The organism is Pseudoalteromonas sp. DY56-GL79 (assembly GCF_041414765.1).
Taxonomy (GTDB): domain Bacteria; phylum Pseudomonadota; class Gammaproteobacteria; order Enterobacterales; family Alteromonadaceae; genus Pseudoalteromonas; species Pseudoalteromonas piscicida.
This window is the reverse complement of the sequence record NZ_JANHZS010000027.1, coordinates 42,486-60,984: the sequence shown is the minus strand read 5'-3', so window position 1 is coordinate 60,984 and position 18,499 is coordinate 42,486. Positions and strand designations below refer to the sequence as shown.

General features: G+C 43.9%; 18 protein-coding genes. 13 read left to right on the top strand and 5 right to left on the bottom strand.

Annotation, left to right across the window (positions count from 1 at the left end; all coding sequences use genetic code 11):
* Positions 1–20: 20 nt before the first annotated feature.
* Both NO992_RS18660 and NO992_RS18655 read right to left on the bottom strand, forming a co-directional pair.
* The gene (locus tag NO992_RS18660) at positions 21–527 is read right to left on the bottom strand and encodes a GspH/FimT family pseudopilin (RefSeq protein WP_371379793.1); all 507 of its coding nucleotides are present in this window, start codon (positions 525–527) and stop codon (positions 21–23) included.
* 99 nt (positions 528–626) lie between these two features.
* Positions 627–1,163, bottom strand: a complete 537-nt coding sequence (locus NO992_RS18655; protein WP_371379791.1) for a GspH/FimT family pseudopilin — start codon at positions 1,161–1,163, stop codon at positions 627–629.
* Between the two features lie 137 nt (positions 1,164–1,300).
* Here NO992_RS18655 and glnB point away from each other — a divergent pair, with 137 nt between their 5' ends.
* Positions 1,301–1,639 (top strand): nitrogen regulatory protein P-II, encoded by a 339-nt coding sequence (gene glnB, locus NO992_RS18650; protein ID WP_010371023.1) that lies wholly within the window; start codon positions 1,301–1,303, stop codon positions 1,637–1,639.
* A gap of 218 nt (positions 1,640–1,857) precedes the next feature.
* On the opposite strand, the gene NO992_RS18645 is transcribed toward glnB, so the two are convergent.
* A complete protein-coding gene (locus NO992_RS18645) occupies positions 1,858–2,622 on the bottom strand; it encodes an outer membrane protein assembly factor BamD (RefSeq protein ID WP_010371025.1) in 765 nt (254 codons plus the stop codon).
* Between the two features lie 123 nt (positions 2,623–2,745).
* On the opposite strand from NO992_RS18645, the gene rluD reads away from it, so the two are divergent.
* From rluD to NO992_RS18615, 6 genes are all read left to right on the top strand, one after another.
* Positions 2,746–3,723 carry a 23S rRNA pseudouridine(1911/1915/1917) synthase RluD gene (rluD, locus tag NO992_RS18640; protein WP_010371027.1) on the top strand — a complete coding sequence of 326 codons (978 nt, stop codon included), beginning with the start codon at positions 2,746–2,748 and terminating at the stop codon, positions 3,721–3,723.
* 1 nt (position 3,724) lies between these two features.
* Positions 3,725–4,441: a peptidoglycan editing factor PgeF gene (pgeF, locus tag NO992_RS18635; RefSeq protein WP_371379788.1), complete on the top strand. Its 717-nt coding sequence runs from the start codon at positions 3,725–3,727 to the stop codon at positions 4,439–4,441.
* A 90-nt stretch (positions 4,442–4,531) separates the two neighbouring features.
* The gene (clpB, locus tag NO992_RS18630; RefSeq protein WP_253103380.1) at positions 4,532–7,105 is read left to right on the top strand and encodes an ATP-dependent chaperone ClpB; all 2,574 of its coding nucleotides are present in this window, start codon (positions 4,532–4,534) and stop codon (positions 7,103–7,105) included.
* Positions 7,106–7,233: 128 nt separating this feature from the next.
* Positions 7,234–8,169, top strand: coding sequence for an NADP-dependent oxidoreductase (locus NO992_RS18625; protein ID WP_010371032.1), 936 nt, complete (start codon positions 7,234–7,236; stop codon positions 8,167–8,169).
* A 128-nt stretch (positions 8,170–8,297) separates the two neighbouring features.
* Positions 8,298–9,875 carry a glutamate--cysteine ligase gene (gene gshA / locus NO992_RS18620; RefSeq protein ID WP_349197592.1) on the top strand — a complete coding sequence of 526 codons (1,578 nt, stop codon included), beginning with the start codon at positions 8,298–8,300 and terminating at the stop codon, positions 9,873–9,875.
* Positions 9,876–10,005: 130 nt separating this feature from the next.
* The gene (locus tag NO992_RS18615; protein WP_010606683.1) at positions 10,006–10,614 is read left to right on the top strand and encodes a transglycosylase SLT domain-containing protein; all 609 of its coding nucleotides are present in this window, start codon (positions 10,006–10,008) and stop codon (positions 10,612–10,614) included.
* Positions 10,615–10,826: 212 nt separating this feature from the next.
* Here the strand turns inward: NO992_RS18615 and NO992_RS18610 are convergent, their stop codons facing one another.
* Positions 10,827–12,089: an HlyC/CorC family transporter gene (locus NO992_RS18610; RefSeq protein ID WP_010606684.1), complete on the bottom strand. Its 1,263-nt coding sequence runs from the start codon at positions 12,087–12,089 to the stop codon at positions 10,827–10,829.
* A 68-nt stretch (positions 12,090–12,157) separates the two neighbouring features.
* Positions 12,158–12,964, bottom strand: coding sequence for an inner membrane protein YpjD (locus NO992_RS18605; RefSeq protein ID WP_017216167.1), 807 nt, complete (start codon positions 12,962–12,964; stop codon positions 12,158–12,160).
* Positions 12,965–13,171: 207 nt separating this feature from the next.
* On the opposite strand from NO992_RS18605, the gene ffh reads away from it, so the two are divergent.
* The 6 genes from ffh (at position 13,172) to rplS (ending at position 18,367) form a co-directional block, all read left to right on the top strand.
* Positions 13,172–14,551, top strand: coding sequence for a signal recognition particle protein (gene ffh / locus NO992_RS18600; protein ID WP_010606686.1), 1,380 nt, complete (start codon positions 13,172–13,174; stop codon positions 14,549–14,551).
* Between the two features lie 445 nt (positions 14,552–14,996).
* Entirely contained in the window at positions 14,997–16,220 is a 1,224-nt protein-coding gene (locus NO992_RS18595) for a hypothetical protein (RefSeq protein ID WP_371379785.1), read from the top strand.
* Positions 16,221–16,407: 187 nt separating this feature from the next.
* Positions 16,408–16,656: a 30S ribosomal protein S16 gene (gene rpsP / locus NO992_RS18590; protein ID WP_010371051.1), complete on the top strand. Its 249-nt coding sequence runs from the start codon at positions 16,408–16,410 to the stop codon at positions 16,654–16,656.
* 17 nt (positions 16,657–16,673) lie between these two features.
* Positions 16,674–17,207: a ribosome maturation factor RimM gene (gene rimM, locus NO992_RS18585; RefSeq protein WP_010371053.1), complete on the top strand. Its 534-nt coding sequence runs from the start codon at positions 16,674–16,676 to the stop codon at positions 17,205–17,207.
* Positions 17,207–17,974, top strand: a complete 768-nt coding sequence (trmD, locus tag NO992_RS18580) for a tRNA (guanosine(37)-N1)-methyltransferase TrmD (protein WP_371379783.1) — start codon at positions 17,207–17,209, stop codon at positions 17,972–17,974. The genes rimM and trmD overlap by 1 nt, the downstream gene beginning before the upstream one ends.
* A 33-nt stretch (positions 17,975–18,007) precedes the next feature.
* Entirely contained in the window at positions 18,008–18,367 is a 360-nt protein-coding gene (gene rplS, locus NO992_RS18575; RefSeq protein WP_010371056.1) for a 50S ribosomal protein L19, read from the top strand.
* Positions 18,368–18,499 lie beyond the last annotated feature (132 nt).

Here is an 18,499-nt window from a genome sequence, read left to right as displayed (position 1 = left end):
TTATCCGAAGCTTAGGTTATTTACTTTTGACACTCATCAGTATCTTTTAAAGTGCTTCTCCCTGTGTAGCTAACTGACAGAGACAATCCCACGGTAGAACTTGCGTTACAGTAGACAAAAGTACCGTTATATAGTCCCGCGAGATGACCAAAGCGGCGAAATATAATGGCGTTTCTTGGGTAGGTGAGCATGTCCCCTGAGTCTACTGAGTCCACAACCGCTAATTTATAATCATCGCCTGAAAACTCACCTTGAGGGTGGTAGTCGATAAAAACCGTTAACTGAGAATGCCATTCTTTGTCGTCACAGCGATTGTTTTTCAGCGGGCATAAAGTGACGGTTGCACCGCTTGAAACGGCCTGAATACGAGCAAAATTGATGGCTCGCCGCAATGCTTCGAGCTTTATTTTTGGTTTATCAAACTGAAATAAAGCCGTAAGACTGGGAAGAGAAAATAAACTGACGATAGTGATAATCGCCAAACACACTAAAGATTCCAATAGGGAAAAACCCATATGACGATGCATATCCTTTGCCTCGTTTTATATTTTCTTTAAGCCTAGTCGTTTATATATTAAAGGCAAGATTGAAACTTCGAGATATTTTGCGCATCAGTACTTTTGTGGCTATCCACAGGTATCTGTTGTATTTCCTCGATATAATGCTGTGCCAGCGGTTGAAACACTCAACTGCTGATTGTTGTCGTCACTACCAGGACAATAGGTAAAATTTCCGGCGTTTGAACCACTTAAGAGTCCACTTGAATCAAACCTTAGACGATTGTCACCAGAAAATACCATAGTGTCGTTATCGTCTACGACCTCCATCGTTCTATGGATAGTATCACCATTACTAAATGTGCCATTTTTATCCCTATCAACAAACACGCTAATTCTGTTCGTTGCCCAATTATCTTGGCAAGTAAATGGACTCCTAGCTTGAATATTGGCTGGGGGAGCTGGGCAGAGAATGACAATTTCGTCTGCGGCGGTTGCTTTTACACGAGCAAAAGCGATATTGCGCTGTAATTCTTGTAAGAAGGACTCTGCTCGGTTGCGTTGCAGCAGGTTGCCATCAAAGCTAAATGAAATGGCCAATACGATAGCCAATATAGCGATGGTTATCATCAGTTCTAGTAGATTGAATCCTGCTGATTGTTTCATTACCGCCTCACAACCAAAAAGTAATAATTTATGATTAATATTATTGCGTGAAATCACTTCAACTTTCAATGTCTTTGTTTGCCTTGGGCAAGCGGATTGTCTAAAATCGACGCTATACCAAAGGAATCGAGATAGTCATGAAGAAAATAGAAGCAATAATTAAACCGTTTAAACTTGATGATGTCCGAGAAGCGCTTTCGGATGTGGGGATCACAGGTATGACGGTATGTGAAGTAAAAGGTTTTGGTCGTCAGAAAGGTCATACTGAGTTATATCGCGGTGCTGAATATATGGTAGATTTCTTGCCTAAAGTAAAACTTGATATTGTTACCGCAGATGAAGACGTTGACAGAGCGATTGAAGTTATCCTAAAGACCGCACAAACGGGCAAAATTGGTGATGGTAAAATCTTTGTGACCGATGTTGAGCGCGTGGTTCGGATCCGTACAGGTGAAGAGGACGAAGAAGCGATTTAATACGCTGTTAAGTCAAATGCTTACCTTTTAAGGCTGCTTACCTTCTATTATGGGCAGCCTAATTCCTTCCTTATTACAACTACAATCAAATAAAATATGCTGACGGCTGATGTCTATGTACAGAAAACAAGTATTTTTTACTGCTGTAGAATGCTTGAAGGCGAGTACTGGTAGGAGAGAAGTCACGACATCGGTGATATCGTGACTTAACAGTGTATTTATTTGTTACGTGCGTTAACCGATTTGGCTTTTTTCACATTATCCGCAAGGTCTGGCAGGCCGAGTTTGCGGTAGCTTTTTTCCATAATGTCAAAAGCTTGGGTCAGATAACTACTTTGAGAGTAGTGTTCTACTACATATTTACCACGGTTTGCTGCGGCAAGATATGCTTCACGCTCGAAGTAATATTCAGCGACTCTCAGCTCGTAACGAGCCATTTTGTTTAGTAGCCAAACTAAACGTTTTTTCGCCTCTGGTGCATACGGACTGTTTGGGTAGTTTTTAACTAACGTGGTTAAATCCTGAAAAGCAACACGGGTACGATTGGCATCGCGGTCGGCTCTGTCTACACCAAAATATTCTTGGAATGCGTTTTCGTCGGCTTTAATACTTACCAAACCTCGCATGTAGTACATGTAGTCTAGGTCTTTATGATTTGGATTTAAGCGAATAAAACGATCAATAGTGGCAAGTGCTTGGTCAGTGTTACCTGTTTGATAATATGCGTAGACTAAGTCCATTTGAACTTGTCTTGCATAAGGGCCAAATGGGTAACGAGCATTAATCGCACCCAATAATTCAATGGCGCGGGCATATAAACCGGAATCTAATGTTTGTTTAGCATCTTCATAAAGCGCTTGGGCGGATTTGTTTGGTACGCGTTCAATATCTTCTTGTTCTGGTGCGGATGAACAGGCTGCCAAACCCAAAACAGACGCGGCTAACGCCAGCCTAAAGGCGTGTGTCCTTAAGTTTTTAATCATTTTATTTTACTACCTTTGTTTTCTTCGGCTAGGCCAACTCGGCAAAACCGAGTAAACTATGCATTAATACGATTCTAACCCAGTCGAGCACGGCTTGCACTGGTAAATTAGGTAAAGTTTCAGATGTCAGAGCAAATTTCCCTCCAAGCGGAGGTTCCAGTCGAACTCGGTGGTAAACGTCTAGACCAAATATTGGCTCAATTGTTCCCGGATTTTTCTCGTTCAAGAATAAAAACTTGGATCCTTGAAGATAAAGTCACCGTAGATGGCGAAGTATTCAACACCCCTCGTGAAAAGTTACTTGGTGGTGAAAGTGTCGCTATCGAGACGGTTATCGAAGCACAACGTGAATACGAAGCGCAAGATATAGAGTTAGACATTGTTTACGAGGATGATGACATTCTTGTGATAAACAAGCCGATGGGGCTGGTGGTTCACCCCGGTGCCGGTAACCCAGATGGCACTGTGTTAAATGCTCTGCTGCACCATCACCCAGAAATCATTAACGTGCCTCGTGCTGGTATCGTACACCGTCTAGATAAAGACACTACCGGTCTAATGGTCGTGGCGAAAACTATTCAAGCACAAACGCACTTGGTGAAGAATCTGCAAGCGCGTGAAAACTTCACGCGTGAATACGAAGCGGTTTGCAATGGCACGATGACCGCAGGTGGCATGATTGAAAAGCCAATCGGTCGTCACGCAACCAAGCGTACACATATGGCAGTACATGAGATGGGCAAGCCAGCTATCACTCATTATCGTGTTGCTGAAAAGTTTCGAGCACACACGCGCCTGCGCCTGCGCCTAGAAACCGGTAGAACGCACCAAATTCGTGTACATATGGCGTATTTGAATCACCCGCTAATTGGCGATCAGCTCTATGGCGGCCGTCCTCGTCCACCAAGAAATGCGACTCAAGGATTAACCGAGCAATTAAGAGAGTTTAAACGTCAGGCATTGCATGCTATAAAACTGAGTATCGCTCACCCTATTACTGGCGAGAAGATGACATGGGAAGCGCCTGTGCCTGAAGATATGATTAAGTTGGTGGCAGCGCTCAGAGAAGACACCAAAGAAAACCCGGATTTAACCTTATAAGATGCAACTTGCTCAGTGGCCATTAACCCAATTCGTTGGGACATTATCAACAACGCGCAAGGGCGGTGTTTCAGCACCGCCGTATGATAGCTTTAATCTAGCCTTTCATGTTGGCGATAATGCCGAACAGGTAGCCGAAAACCGTCGAATTTTACATGGCTATGTGGCCAACCCGATTGTATGGCTTGAGCAAGTTCATGGCGCAGAAGTGGTGGTGGTCGACGAGCAGTTTGAAATCGCGCAGGTCCATCAAGCCGATGCCTTATACACTCGCTTGCGTCAAACGCCACTGGCTATCATGACAGCAGACTGCTTACCCATTCTGCTTGCATCAAAAGATGGTGAAGAGGTGGCCGCTATCCATGGTGGTTGGAAGCCTCTTGCTGCTGGAATTATCTCGCAAACACTGGCTAAGTTTACCTGTGCACCTGAAGAGATCTGTGTATGGTTTGGCCCAGCGATTGGGCCTAGTGCATTCGAGGTGGGCGAAGACGTAGTACAGGCTTTTGAGGCGCAACGAAATACGGCATTTGTTGCCAAAAAAGACGGTAAATATCTTGCGGATATTTTCGAGCTTGCACAGTCGTTATTGCGCGAACAAGGTGTAGAGGATTTTTACGGCGATAAACACTGTACAGTAACTATGTCCGAGCAGTATTTTTCTTATCGTAGAGACAAAACAACGGGCCGTATGGCAACTTTGATTTGGCGCAAATAATCAGGGTAAATTATTACTTTTACGCTTGATCTTCGTTCAGTTAATACCCATAAATAAGGTAATTCGATATTTTATATGGGTAAATAAATCATGCGTTTAGATAGATTTACAAGCAAATTCCAAGCTGCGCTTTCCGATGCGCAGTCATTAGCGCTTGGGCGCGATCACCAATTTATTGAACCTGTTCATTTAATGTATGCTTTGCTCCAACAGAGCGGCTCAAGTGTGCGCGCATTATTAGCACAAGCAGGTGTGAGCGCCGACGAGCTTAATACTAAGTTGTCACAAGCCATTGAAAAGCTATTTAAAGTAGAAGGCGTAGGTGGTGATGTACAGCTTTCAAATAACCTTATTTCGCTGATCAATCTGTGTGATAAATATGCACAAAAGCGTAAAGACAAATATATCTCCAGCGAGTTGTTTGTTTTTGCTGCGTGCGAAGATAAAGGCCCATTAGGCGAGATTTTCAAAGCGCTTAACATCACCCAACCAAAGATTGAGCAAGCCATTAAGGCTATTCGAGGGGGTCAAAAAGTGGATGACCCTAATGCCGAAGACACTCGCCAAGCTCTTGAGAAATTTACTATCGATCTCACTGAGCGTGCCGAGCAAGGCAAGCTTGATCCGGTTATTGGCCGTGACGACGAAATCCGCCGCACTATTCAAGTGCTACAGCGCCGTACTAAAAACAACCCTGTACTTATCGGTGAACCGGGCGTTGGTAAAACCGCCATCGTTGAGGGGCTCGCGCAGCGTATTATCAACGGTGAAGTTCCAGAAGGCTTGAAAAGTAAGCGCGTACTATCGCTAGATATGGGTGCATTGGTAGCGGGAGCCAAATACCGTGGTGAATTTGAAGAGCGCCTAAAGTCGGTATTAAACGAGCTGGCTAAAGAAGAAGGCCAAGTTATTCTCTTTATTGACGAAATCCATACTATGGTAGGGGCGGGCAAAACCGACGGTGCAATGGATGCTGGCAACATGCTAAAACCCGCACTTGCTCGTGGTGAGCTTCACTGTGTGGGGGCGACCACACTCGATGAGTATCGTCAGTATATTGAAAAGGACGCGGCACTTGAGCGTCGTTTCCAAAAAGTATTTGTTGCAGAGCCAACCGTAGAGGATACCATCGCTATCCTGCGTGGCTTAAAAGAGCGTTACGAGTTGCACCACTCAGTGGATATTACCGATCCTGCGATTGTCGCTGCGGCTAATTTATCACATCGTTATATTTCAGACAGGCAGCTTCCAGATAAAGCTATCGATTTGATAGACGAAGCAGGGTCTTCAATTCGACTGCAAATAGACTCAAAGCCGGAGCAATTAGATAGACTAGAGCGCCGTATTATCCAACTAAAATTGGAAGATAACGCGCTGGCAAAAGAGAAAGATGAAGCGAGTCAAAAGCGTCGCACTGAGATGCAAACGCTCATCAATGAATTAGAAGCTGAGTATCGTGAGCTGGATGAAGTGTGGAATGCCGAAAAAGCCTCACTACAAGGCACACAAGTGATTAAGGCTGAGCTTGAGCAAGCGCGTTTAGATCTAGAAGTCGCGCGTCGAGCAAGTGATTTGCAACGTATGTCCGAACTACAATACGGTCGGATCCCTGAGCTTGAGCGAAAACTAGACCTTGCTTCTCAGGCTGAAATGCAGGAAATGAGCCTTTTAAAAAATCAGGTTGGTGAAGATGAAATTGCAGAAATTTTATCTCGCTGGACTGGGATCCCGGTCGCAAAAATGCTCCAAGGTGAGCGTGAAAAGTTACTGCAAATGGAAGACGAGCTTCACAAAAAAGTGATTGGTCAAGACGAAGCTGTTAATGCGGTTGCCAACGCTATCCGTCGCTCACGAGCCGGGCTTGCAGACCCAAATCGCCCAATTGGTTCGTTCTTGTTCTTAGGTCCAACAGGGGTTGGTAAAACGGAGCTGACCAAAGCGTTAGCCAACTTTATGTTTGATACGGAAGATGCCATGGTGCGCATTGATATGTCCGAGTTTATGGAAAAACACTCAGTTGCGCGCTTGGTTGGTGCACCTCCTGGTTATGTCGGCTACGAAGAAGGTGGCTATTTGACAGAAGCGGTAAGGCGTCGTCCTTATTCTGTGATTTTACTTGATGAAGTGGAAAAAGCGCATCCAGATGTATTTAACATCTTATTGCAGGTCTTGGACGATGGTCGCTTGACCGATGGTCAAGGTCGCACGGTTGATTTTAAAAATGCAGTGATCATCATGACCTCGAACTTAGGGTCGGATGTCATTCAAGAGCAAGCAGGAAATAACGACTACGCAACACTCAAGGAGCGTGTTATGGGCGTGCTGGCTAGTCAGTTTAGACCTGAATTTATTAACCGTATTGATGAAACCGTGGTGTTCCATCCGCTTATCAATGAACATATTAAAGAAATAGCGAGTATCCAGTTAGACAGATTGAGTAAACGCTTAACTGAAAAAGGCTTTGCGCTTGAGCTCAGTGACGCCGCGCTTGATAAAATCGCAGCAAGCGGATTTGATCCTGTATATGGTGCTCGTCCTTTAAAACGAGCCGTGCAACAATACATTGAAAACCCGTTGGCGCAGGACTTGTTACAAGGTAAGTTTGTGACTGGAGATACCATTAAAGTCGAGGTGGTTGACGACCAGATAGTGTTTAAGCACTAATATAGCTAAATGCTCTTACAGCCATGCTGTAAGAGCATTTTTCCTTCCCATACTGTAAATTTCTTCAAACTCCTTACCCTTTCGCGTATTCTACAAAGATAACAAACTGTCTTCTAAGAAAGCCGCATATGATTAATAAGTCAACCACTTACGGTATCTACGAATTTGGTGATAGCAACCAGCTGTGTAGCACCATCATTTCTTTGCCAGCGCTTACTTCAGGCCAAGTGCGCATAAAAGTAAACAGTACCAGCATAAATCCTATTGAAGTGAAAACCAGACAAGGCCTTGGTTATGTTGCAGCGCAAAAAAGCGCAGATGCCTTTTTGCCGCTCGGATACGATCTGTATGGTGAGGTGGTTGAGGTTTATGGCCCAGATAGCCAATTTAAAGTAGGCGACCTTGTCATCGGTATGGTTGGATTTGCAAGTAACCCCGGGACCTATAGTGACTATACAATGGCGCTTGAGTCAGAGCTCATCAAGGTTTCTTTGCAAGAAAATCCAGATATTGCAGGTCTTTGTCTTGCGGGTCTTACGGCAAAACAAGCGTTAGATAAATTTTCGAATCATAATCGTCCACTATATGTATTGGCACCAACTGGTGGTGTGGGGCATTTAGCAATTCAACTAGCGCAGCTCCAAGGGCGAAAAGTCATTGCTGTCTCGACCCGTCCTGAGCACGAATTGTTGTCGAAGCTCAAGGTAACGGCAATAAGTTATGACAAATTTTATCAGCACCAAGTTGAGTGCGATTTACTGGACTTAATTGGTGGCGATATTGCATTACAGTGTGTCGACTCGATGAAGCCGAATTCGCACCTAGTGACTATTCCCAGCGTCACCAAAGAAATGGTCTGTGAGCGAGCTACGATAAGGGGTGTAAGGGCTGAGGGGATGCTGGTTGCGAGTAATTTAGACGATCTTAAATATTTGTATCAGGCGTATCAAGCTGGCAAAATCAGCATAAATGTAAGTCATTACTTTGCTATGGCGGATATTGCGCTGGCTCATCACTGTATGGAAAGTGGTAAGCATGTTGGCAAAGTTATTATTAAGGCCTAAGTGTACTAAAAGTAGCCGTATTTAAATTGATTGCTCGGTTTAAATCACTCATTTAATGAATACACTTGGTATAATTTGGTTTCGACCCCATAAACTTGAAATTGGCCTGTAGGTTCGAGGAAGAATTTTTGAAACAATTAGACTTAAACACTAAGCTGGACTTATTGTCTGACGGCGCGCATCGCGGCGTTTTCAAAGGTATCAAAAGAGGTATCGAACGTGAGGCATTGCGGATCCAAGGGTCGGGAAAAATAGCGAAAACACCGCATCCAGAAAAGACAGGCCACGCACTGACCAATGGTCATATCACCACTGATTTTTCTGAGTCGCTACTCGAATTTATCACTCCAGTGAGTGAAGACCCACAAGAGACATTAGCGCAACTTTCTGATCTACAGAAGTTTACTTTGGCTAACATGGGTGATGAGTTACTGTGGCCTTTGTCGATGCCATGCTTTATTGAGGACGAAGAAGATATTGTCCTAGCGCAGTTTGGCACTTCTAATATCGGCAAAATGAAAACGCTTTATCGTGAAGGGCTGAAAAACCGTTATGGCAGCATGATGCAGGCCATTGCAGGTGTGCACTTCAATATTTCATTTCCAGAGACCGTATGGCAAAGCCTGCAAGTGATGTCTGAAGACGATAACCCTCAACAATCATTTATCTCCCAGCAGTATTTAGGCCTTATTCGTAATTTCAAGCGTGAAATGTGGCTGATAAGCTACCTGTTTGGCGCATCTCCTGCGCTTTGTCCGTCATTTTTGCAAGGTAAAAAGAGCGACTTGCCATTTAGTAAGCTAGAAAATGGCTCCATCTACCTTGAATACGGCACCGCACTTAGACTGGGTGATTTAGGTTATACCAATAGTGCACAAAGCTCGCTTAAGGTGATGTATAACGATCTGGATGAGTATATTGCGGGCTTGCGACAAGCCATTCGTTGCCGCTCCGACTTGTATCATGAAATTCCAGACTATCGAGCAGCAGAGCCAAAACAGCTAAATCGCAACATTTTACAGATTGAAAACGAGTTCTACTCACCAATTAGACCAAAACGCAATGCCAAGTCTGGTGAAACACCGACTCAAGCACTTGAACGTGGTGGTATCGAATATATCGAAATTCGTGCGTTGGATGTTAACCCATTCGAGCATACTGGTGTGAGTCTTGAGCAAATCCACTTCCTCGATGTGTTCTTAACCTATTGTTTGCTAAAGCCAAGCCCGGAGCTTTCTTTTGAAGCGCAAAAGCTCGCTGGTAAGAATTTACATCAGGTGGTTAACCAAGGTCGCTGCACAGCACTTGAACTGAGTAAAGCGGGTGAGCCTGTGAGTGTGAAGCAGTGGGGCACGGAGATTTTTACAGACTTACTCAAAGTCGCAAAAATGTTAGATGCGAGTACCGAAAAATCAGTCTATGTGGCAACAGTGGAAAAATTAATGTTGTCAATTGAAACACCTGCACTTACCTTTTCTGGGCAGTTGCTATCTCAACTGAAGAGTCGTACCTTAGAACAAGGCTCAATGGGCATTGAATTTGCGAAAAAATATAAGCAACTTCATCAAGATATCAAATACGGCTATTACGATGAAGATACACTGAAGTCATTTGCACGTCAGTCTTTCGAAGATGAGGCTGCGGTTAGAGCTGCTGATACGGTAGACTTCACGGCTTTCCTTGACGATTATTTTTCAAGGGCATAATGCACAAGGCATAAAAAAGCGCAGCCATAAGGCTGCGCAAATAAATTTCAGGGATGAAACAATGCTAAACTGCTGCATTCATAAGTTCAGACCAATGCAAATTGTAAAAGTTCATTAGGTTTCGAAAAAAATGCAAAAAAAATTAATTTTAATTAGCCTCGTCGCTGTTTTATCCGGATGTGCTACTGCACCACCTAAACAACCTCATGATATTTGTAAGATTTTTGAGGAAAAAGAAGATTGGTATTATGACGCTCGTGATGCTCAAGAAAAGTGGGGTTCACCAAAGCATGTACTGATGAGTATGATGTACCAAGAAAGTTCTTTTCGGCATGATGCGGCTCCTCCTATGGAATATTTCCTGTGGTTTATTCCTGTTGGCAGAGTGAGCTCTGCTTATGGCTACTCTCAAGCCAAAACTCCGACCTGGTCTGATTATATTCGTGAAACTGGAAACTCAGGTGCAGATCGCGATGACTTTGAAGACGCCATCGACTTTATGGCTTGGTTCGTATACAAGACTCACAAGGTAAACGGCGTGTCTAAATGGGACGCTTACGCACAATACCTCAATTATCATGAAGGCTGGGGCGGTTATCGTCGTGGTACGTATAAAAATAAGAAATGGTTAATGCAAGTCGCAAATAAGGTAAAGCATCGTGCTGCGCGCTATGCCGTTCAACTTAAACGCTGTGAAGATGATTTAGATAAGAACTGGTTCGAGAGAATTTTTTCTTGAATAAACCGCGGTGTTACTTTCAACACCGCAATTGAGTTTAGCTTTTACTTGCTTAAGAGTTATACCAATTAGTCTTAATACTTGCTCAATTTGAAGGATAAAATCTGACGCTAACTGCGTTAAAAATTTCTCATTTAGAACAACTAAATAGTAAAATTTTTGCCTTGTTATCGACAAGGTTTTCTTGCCTCAAAATAGACCACTTAATTAAGCTAATTGGTATTAGAAGAAATTTTCACCATCTTGATCATGTTTTCTTTGATCTCAATGACTTCCATCTTATAACCAGAAATCGTTAAGCCAAGAGGCGCATCTGGAATATCCTCAAGGTGCTCTACAATCAGACCACTGAGGGTTTTAGGACCTTCGGTAGGTAAGTCCCAACTCATTTCTTTATTTAAGTCACGCACGTTTACACTGCCGTCAACCATAACTGAGCCATCACGCTGCATGTTTACGTCTTCGCTCGGCGCACGCGTCTGCGTAGTGGTAAAGTCACCTACGACTTCTTCAAGAATATCTTCGAGCGTAACCAGACCTTGAATGTCACCATACTCATCAACAACAAGACCAATACGCTCTTTGGCTTCTTGGAATTTGATCAGCTGTGTATTGAGCGAGGTATTCTCTGGTACATAGTAAATTTCTCTTACCGCACGCAGTAGTGACGGCTTATCAAACTGCTCTTTTGTCAGTAGGCGTAGCGCATCACGAGCGTGAATAAAACCAACCGCATCATCAATTTGGTCACGGTAAAGTAGCACTCGGGTGTGCTGCGCATTCGTGAGCTGGCGAGCAATATCTTTCCACTCGTCGTTGATATCTATCGCATTGATCTCACTGCGTGGGATCATAATGTCTTCCACGGTCACGTGATCCAAATCTAAGATAGAAGTGAGCATGTTTTGGTGGTTTGAGGGCAGCATGGCGCTCGACTCATTTACCACGGTTTTTAATTCTTCTTTACTTAGGCTGTGCTCTTCAATCTCTTGTGGTGTGATCCCGACCAATCGCAACATACCATTGGTGATCCAGTTGGTTGCCACAACCAAAGGGAACAAGACCTTCAACAATACTTTGAGGATAACAGAGCTTGGGAACGCGACTTTCTCGGGGTATAAAGCTGCGAGAGTCTTAGGTGTGACTTCAGCGAAGATAAGAACCACAAGTGTGAGACCAAAGGTAGCTACTGCGATACCCATATCGCCATACAGGCGCAGTCCAATGATGGTAGCCACTTGCGCAGCGGCAATATTGACGAGGTTATTTCCGATCAGGATCAGACCAATCAGTCTGTCAGGACGGTTAAGAAGGTTACTTACACGCTTCGCACCACGGTGATTCTCTTTTTCAAGATGGCGTAGACGAATACGGTTGATTGACATGATACCGGTTTCTGAACTAGAAAAATAAGCCGACATCAAAATGAGCACGCCGAGTATGATAAACAAGGCGCTGGTCGATATGTCTTCCAACAGTGGATCCCTTTTTTACTTACGAAAGAGTATTAAGCGTTAGTGAGTTACGATAGTCAAGTTAAAGTTTAAAACCTGCCTAAAATCACTTCTTGTATAAAGCGACTACCAAAGTAACCTAAAGTCACGATGCCAGAAGCCGCTATGATTGAAATCACCACAGACTTACCGCGCCAGCCGAACTGCTTATGCCCAAAGGCGACGACGACATAAATAAGCCATGCAACGATAGATAAAATGGTTTTGTGAATAGTCTCTTTGGCGAACATACCGTCTAAAAAGTAAAAACCGGATGCCAATGCCAGTGTTAATAAACCTGTGCCTACAAATAACAGCTGATAAAGCTGCCTTTCCACTTGCATAAGTGGCGGTAGATGGCTGGTCATAATCGCCAAATCCCGTTGTTTTAAGCGTTTATCAATAAACATAAATTGAATGGCGTAGAGTGTGGCGATGATAAGTACACAGTAAGCCAACAAAGAAAGTGAAATATGTAAAACGAGACCAACATCTATGTTTATTGTATGCATAATAATATGGTGTGGAATGAATAGGCTTGCTAATAACAAAATAGCGGCGAAACCATACACCACGGGCAGCAATAATGTTGCAGGGAAGCGTAAAGATACGGTCGTTACAGAAACAACGATAACCCAACAGGTTAACAAGGCAACGTTGACGGTACTGAGATCTTGTCCTTGATGCGTAAACACTGAATTCACCAACACTAGCATATGAGTCAAAATGGCGACGGTGCTTAATATTAAGGTTTTCTTTTGATCTGGACCTTGTTTGTCAAATAAGCGCGATAAAACATGGCTGGTGGCCATGATGTAAAAGAGACAGGCGATTAATGACAAGCTAATAATCAACATAAAAATAAGTGCCTAATTTTTGCTTTCCTTTTTTAGCTATTGTATTTAAAGCCTATCCACTTGCATAGGGTTTTATCTCAATCCGTTAACTTATTCTTATTTTCGTTCAGCGAAAGCGTAAAAAGCAGAACAATCGGCTTGAATACTGTATTAGTGGCTCGCATATCAGTATAATGCCCGACAATTTCGAGATTTTGGAACCGATACATGTTTGAAAACCTCCAAGAGCGTTTAGGAAAAACGCTTAAAAACATCAGTGGCCGTGGCCGACTAACTGAAGACAATATTAAAGAAACACTCCGTGAAGTACGCATGGCATTGCTTGAGGCTGACGTTGCCTTGCCAGTTGTGCGCGACTTTGTAAAACAAGTAAAAGAACGCGCGGTTGGTGTAGAAGTCACAAAGAGTCTGAGCCCAGGCCAGGTTTTCATCAAGATTGTTCGTGAAGAACTTGAAAAGTCGATGGGTGAGGCCAACGAAGAGCTAAACCTAAACGCGCAGCCGCCAGCTGTCGTGATGATGGCCGGTCTTCAAGGTGCGGGTAAAACCACCAGTGTTGGTAAGCTGGCTAAATTCCTTAAAGAGCGCAAAAAGAAATCTGTGTTGGTGGTGAGTGCTGACGTTTATCGTCCAGCGGCTATCAAACAGCTTGAAACGTTAGCAGCAGAGGTTGACGTCGAGTTCTTCCCCAGTGATATTTCACAAAAACCGGTAGATATCGCAACGGGTGCTATTTCTCACGCGAAGAAAAAGTTCATTGATGTGGTACTTGTGGATACCGCAGGTCGTTTGCACGTAGATGCAGACATGATGGACGAAATCAAAGATTTACACGCGGCGATTGATCCGATTGAAACCTTATTTGTCGTTGACTCAATGACAGGTCAGGATGCTGCAAATACAGCAAAAGCGTTTGATGAAGCGCTGCCACTTAGCGGTGTTATCTTAACTAAGACGGATGGTGATGCGCGCGGCGGTGCGGCTCTGTCTATTCGTCATATTACCGGTAAACCCATTAAGTTTATCGGTGTGGGTGAAAGAACCGATGCCTTAGAGCCATTCCACCCTGACCGTGTTGCATCTCGAATTCTAGGTATGGGCGACGTACTGTCGCTTATTGAAGAAGTCGAAATGAAAGTCGATAAAGACAAAGCCCAAAAAGTGGCTGAGAAAGTCTTTAAAGGCGATGGTTTTACACTGGAAGATTTTGCTGAGCAGCTGCGCCAGATGAAAAACATGGGCGGTATGATGTCGATGATGGAAAAGCTGCCTGGTATGTCGAACTTGCCGGATGCGGTAAAAGGTCAAGTAAATGATAAGACCTTTAACCAAATGGAAGCTATCATAAGCTCAATGACGCCAAAAGAGCGTGCACGTCCTGAAATCATCAAAGGCTCGCGTAAAAAGCGTATCGCTGCGGGTTCTGGTACGCAAGTACAAGACATTAATAAGTTGCTGAAGCAATTTACCCAAATGCAGAAGATGATGAAGAAGATGAAAGGCAAAGGCGGCATGATGAAAATGATGAAGAACATGAAAGGCATGATGCCGCCGGGCATGTTCGGTGGCGGTGGGCCTAAGTTCTAAATCAAACAAAAATGTCCCGTCCTAAAATTAGTTGACGGTTTTTAGAGGCCAGTGATTTTGTCATTGGCCTTTTCAACTTGCTCTCGACTATGGTTGATGTAAAAACTATGCTGTAGTCTCTGTGAGGTCGTTTAACTCCCTCCTTTTTGTTTTTCTAATATACTTAATCTAAGTACCAAATATTTTTGACACTCATCAGTCGTTGGACTAGCCTCAATCTGTCGTTTTAGCTCAGTTAACCATCGAGCTATAATGAGTGGCGTTCAGTGGTAGAGTAGTGCCACCCATGAGTTTCTTTCTACATTTATGAAGCAGACCGACAGCGGCGGCAGGTAGTGTTGACTTACACTGCGTATTACGACAACAGCGATTGTCGATAGTGAGTATTCTAAAAGTCTATCGTTTTATGTGTGCGCTTGTGGTCTATCACTACAAGGAGCAAGTCATGTCAAATCAACCAACAGATATTGAAAAACTCGTTTTTGCCGTGGAGATATTCGCAAATGCTGGTTCTAAAAACCCAGGCGCCAGCGACGAGTCTCTGTACAACACCATCTCCAACTCATTAAAAGAAATACCATTTATTAATGTCGACATCGTATGGGGACCTCATGCTCAAATGATGCCCAATGGTGAAGCATTTAACACGATGTATGTTGCACGGGTGAGTGGAACTGACCAATACATAGTAGCAATAGCAGGTACTAATGGAAAATCATTATTTGATTGGATTTTCCAAGACTTTAATGTTGCCATCACAACCCCTTGGATTTTTGCTCCCAATGTTAAAGGGGCCGAAATTTCAGCGGCTACGGCATTAGGTTTAGCGATGCTGAATGTTATGATCCCGCAGGGGAATGTCCCAGGAAGCGGTATCCCTTTGATGCACTTTTTACGCGATACGGCTAAGTCGCCTTGTGGCATTACGGTCGCAGGTCATAGCAAAGGTGGTGCGCTTGCTCCCACTGTCGCCTTGATGCTGCGAGATCTGCAAGGTAAAGCTCTACTGTGGGATCCGGCGTGTAACGCCACTGTCAAAACCATGGGTACGGCCGGCCCAACAGCGGGCAACGATGTATTTGCCGCTCATTCTAATCAGCAGCTTCCAAATGGCAGCCTATCAGACGATAAAGCGGTGAGCGTGCGCTTTGCAAATAGTTTAGATATCGTTCCTCATGCGTGGGAGGAAAGTAGCTTGGAGGAGATTAAGACAATTTATGGAAGTGAAATTTCAAGCCGGATTGTTGATGGTTTAATTGATTTTGCAAAAGAACTTGCCAATCGTACAAACTACACGCAACTAGCACCAAGTGACCCTCCATTTGCAGGACAGCTCAATACCAGTATCATTGGTTCAGATAATTCTGACTTTGTGAACTTCTTACAGCAAGCTGCGTATCAACATGTAAACAGCTATCTAGAGTACTTCCAAATCCCCATACCTGCGCAGCAAGAAGGGCTACAGCATCTGCTCAGTGAACCCGCAATTGGAGAGCAGCTCAAGCAAACGATAGAGAGTATGGGGGAACGAGTTCACGGTAAGCTTGAGGTTGAAGCAACGTCGTCTACATTACCTTTATTAGGAGATGTTAGCACGGCTGAAGGGCAGCAGAAGGCGATAAAAACTTTGATCGCAGAAATGGATAAGCTACAGCAACCAATGGAATAACTGAATTCGTTTCTACGCCACATTTTAGTCTATTATCAAGGTGCTCAAGGGCGACAATTGCGTCGCTGTTGGGCATTTATCTAATTCAAACTTGCATTGCGCTGAAAAATGCGTAAAATGCCCGAGCTTCCCGTAATGGGAAGTACAAACTTATTAATGAAAACAGTCAATCTATGTAGAGGACGGTATGGTAACTATTCGTTTGCAACGTGGCGGCGCTAAAAAGCGTCCATTCTATCAAATCGTGGTTGCGGATAGCCGTTTCTCGCGTGACGGTCGTTTCATCGAGAAGGTAGGTTTCTTTAACCCTATCGCTGCAGGTCAGGAAGAAAAAGTACGTTTAGATTTATCTCGTGTTGATCACTGGGTAGGTCAAGGTGCAGCTCTTTCAGATCGTGTTGCGAAGCTGGTTAAAGACGCTCGTAAAGCGGCTTAATAGGCGTAAGTGTAACCATGAGTCAAAGTAAAACCTCGACAATCGTTGTTGGTAAGCTTGGTGCTCCTTATGGCATCAAGGGTTGGCTTAAGGTGCATTCATTTACTGACGATCCCCAAGGGATCTTCGATTTCAGCCCATGGTTGATAGGGCAACAAGGTAAATGGCAAAACCTTGAAGTGAGCGACTGGCGTCGTCACAACAAGGGATATATCGCTAAATTTGCACAGGTAAACGACAGAGACGAAGCAGTGGCTTATACCAATGCTGAAATCGCTGTTTATGCTGAGCAGCTTCCTGAATTACCTGAAGGGGAGTTTTATTGGCGAGATCTCATCGGCATGTCAGTAGTAACCGATAAAGGCTACGACTTAGGCATAGTTGATGACTTGATGGAGACTGGTTCAAATGACGTTTTGGTTGTGAAAGCAAACAAAAAAGATGCATTTGGCCAATCGGAAAGATTAATTCCATTCTTAACAGACTCTGTTATTTCGGATATTAATCATGACGAGAGAAAAATTACGGTAGATTGGGATCCAGCGTTTTAATGAGCGATCAGCAAAAGCTATGGGTTGGAGTGGTTTCACTTTTTCCTGACATGTTTGATGCGATAACTCAGCAAGGCGTAACGGGTCGAGCTGTGAAAAACGGCTTGATTGAGTTTAATTGTTGGAACCCGAGAGACTACGCCACTGATAAACATAGAACCGTGGATGACCGCCCTTATGGTGGTGGCCCGGGAATGTTAATGATGGTTGAGCCTCTCAAAAAAGCTATTCTTGATGCCAAAGCGGCAGCAGGAGAAGGCGCTAAAGTAATTTATATGTCCCCTCAAGGGCGAAAGCTAGATCAACAAGGTGCGACTGAATTGGCGCACTCTGAAAAGTTGATTTTAGTAGCTGGTCGTTATGAAGGTATTGATGAGCGGATCATCGAGTCTTATATAGACGAAGAGTGGTCCATCGGCGATTTTATACTGAGTGGTGGTGAGTTACCTGCCATGACATTAATCGATGTAGTAGCTCGATTAGTGCCAGGTGTGTTAGGTCATAACCAATCAGCAGAGCAAGATTCATTTTCGGATGGCTTGTTGGATTGTCCTCACTATACCCGGCCGGAAACATTGGATGATAAACAGGTGCCTGCTGTATTACTCAGCGGAAACCACCAAGAAATAGCCAAATGGCGCTTAAAGCAGTCTTTGGGTAGAACTTGGCAACGTCGTCCTGACTTGTTGCGTAACCTAGCTCTGACTGAGGAGCAGGCGGCATTACTTGCTGAATTTCAGCAAGAGAATGGCCAAGCTTGTGGCTAGAAGACAGTTACACCTAGGAATGTGAGAAATAAAATGGCAAAAGTAAACCAAAATATTATTAAAGAGCTTGAAGCTGAACAGCTTAAGCAAGACATACCTGCATTTGGTGCTGGTGATACAGTACTAGTTCAGGTTCGTGTAAAAGAAGGTGAAAAAGAGCGTCTACAGGCCTTTGAAGGTGTTGTAATCGCTAAGCGTAACCGTGGTCTACACTCATCTTTCACTGTTCGTAAGATTTCAAGCGGTGAAGGTGTTGAGCGTGTATTCCAAACGCACAGCCCTCTTATCAGCAGCGTAACAGTTAAGCGTCGTGGTGCGGTTCGTCGTGCTAAGCTTTACTACCTACGTGAGCGCTCTGGTAAATCAGCACGTATTAAAGAGAAACTTAACTAATACGTCGCATTTATCAAATGCAGATAAAACAGGCCGCTTTATGCGGCCTGTTTTGGTTTTATCCCTCTCATTATTTCCATTCTGTGAATACTCACTGACATATCAGGCGTCTTGTCACGATATTTTCATGGT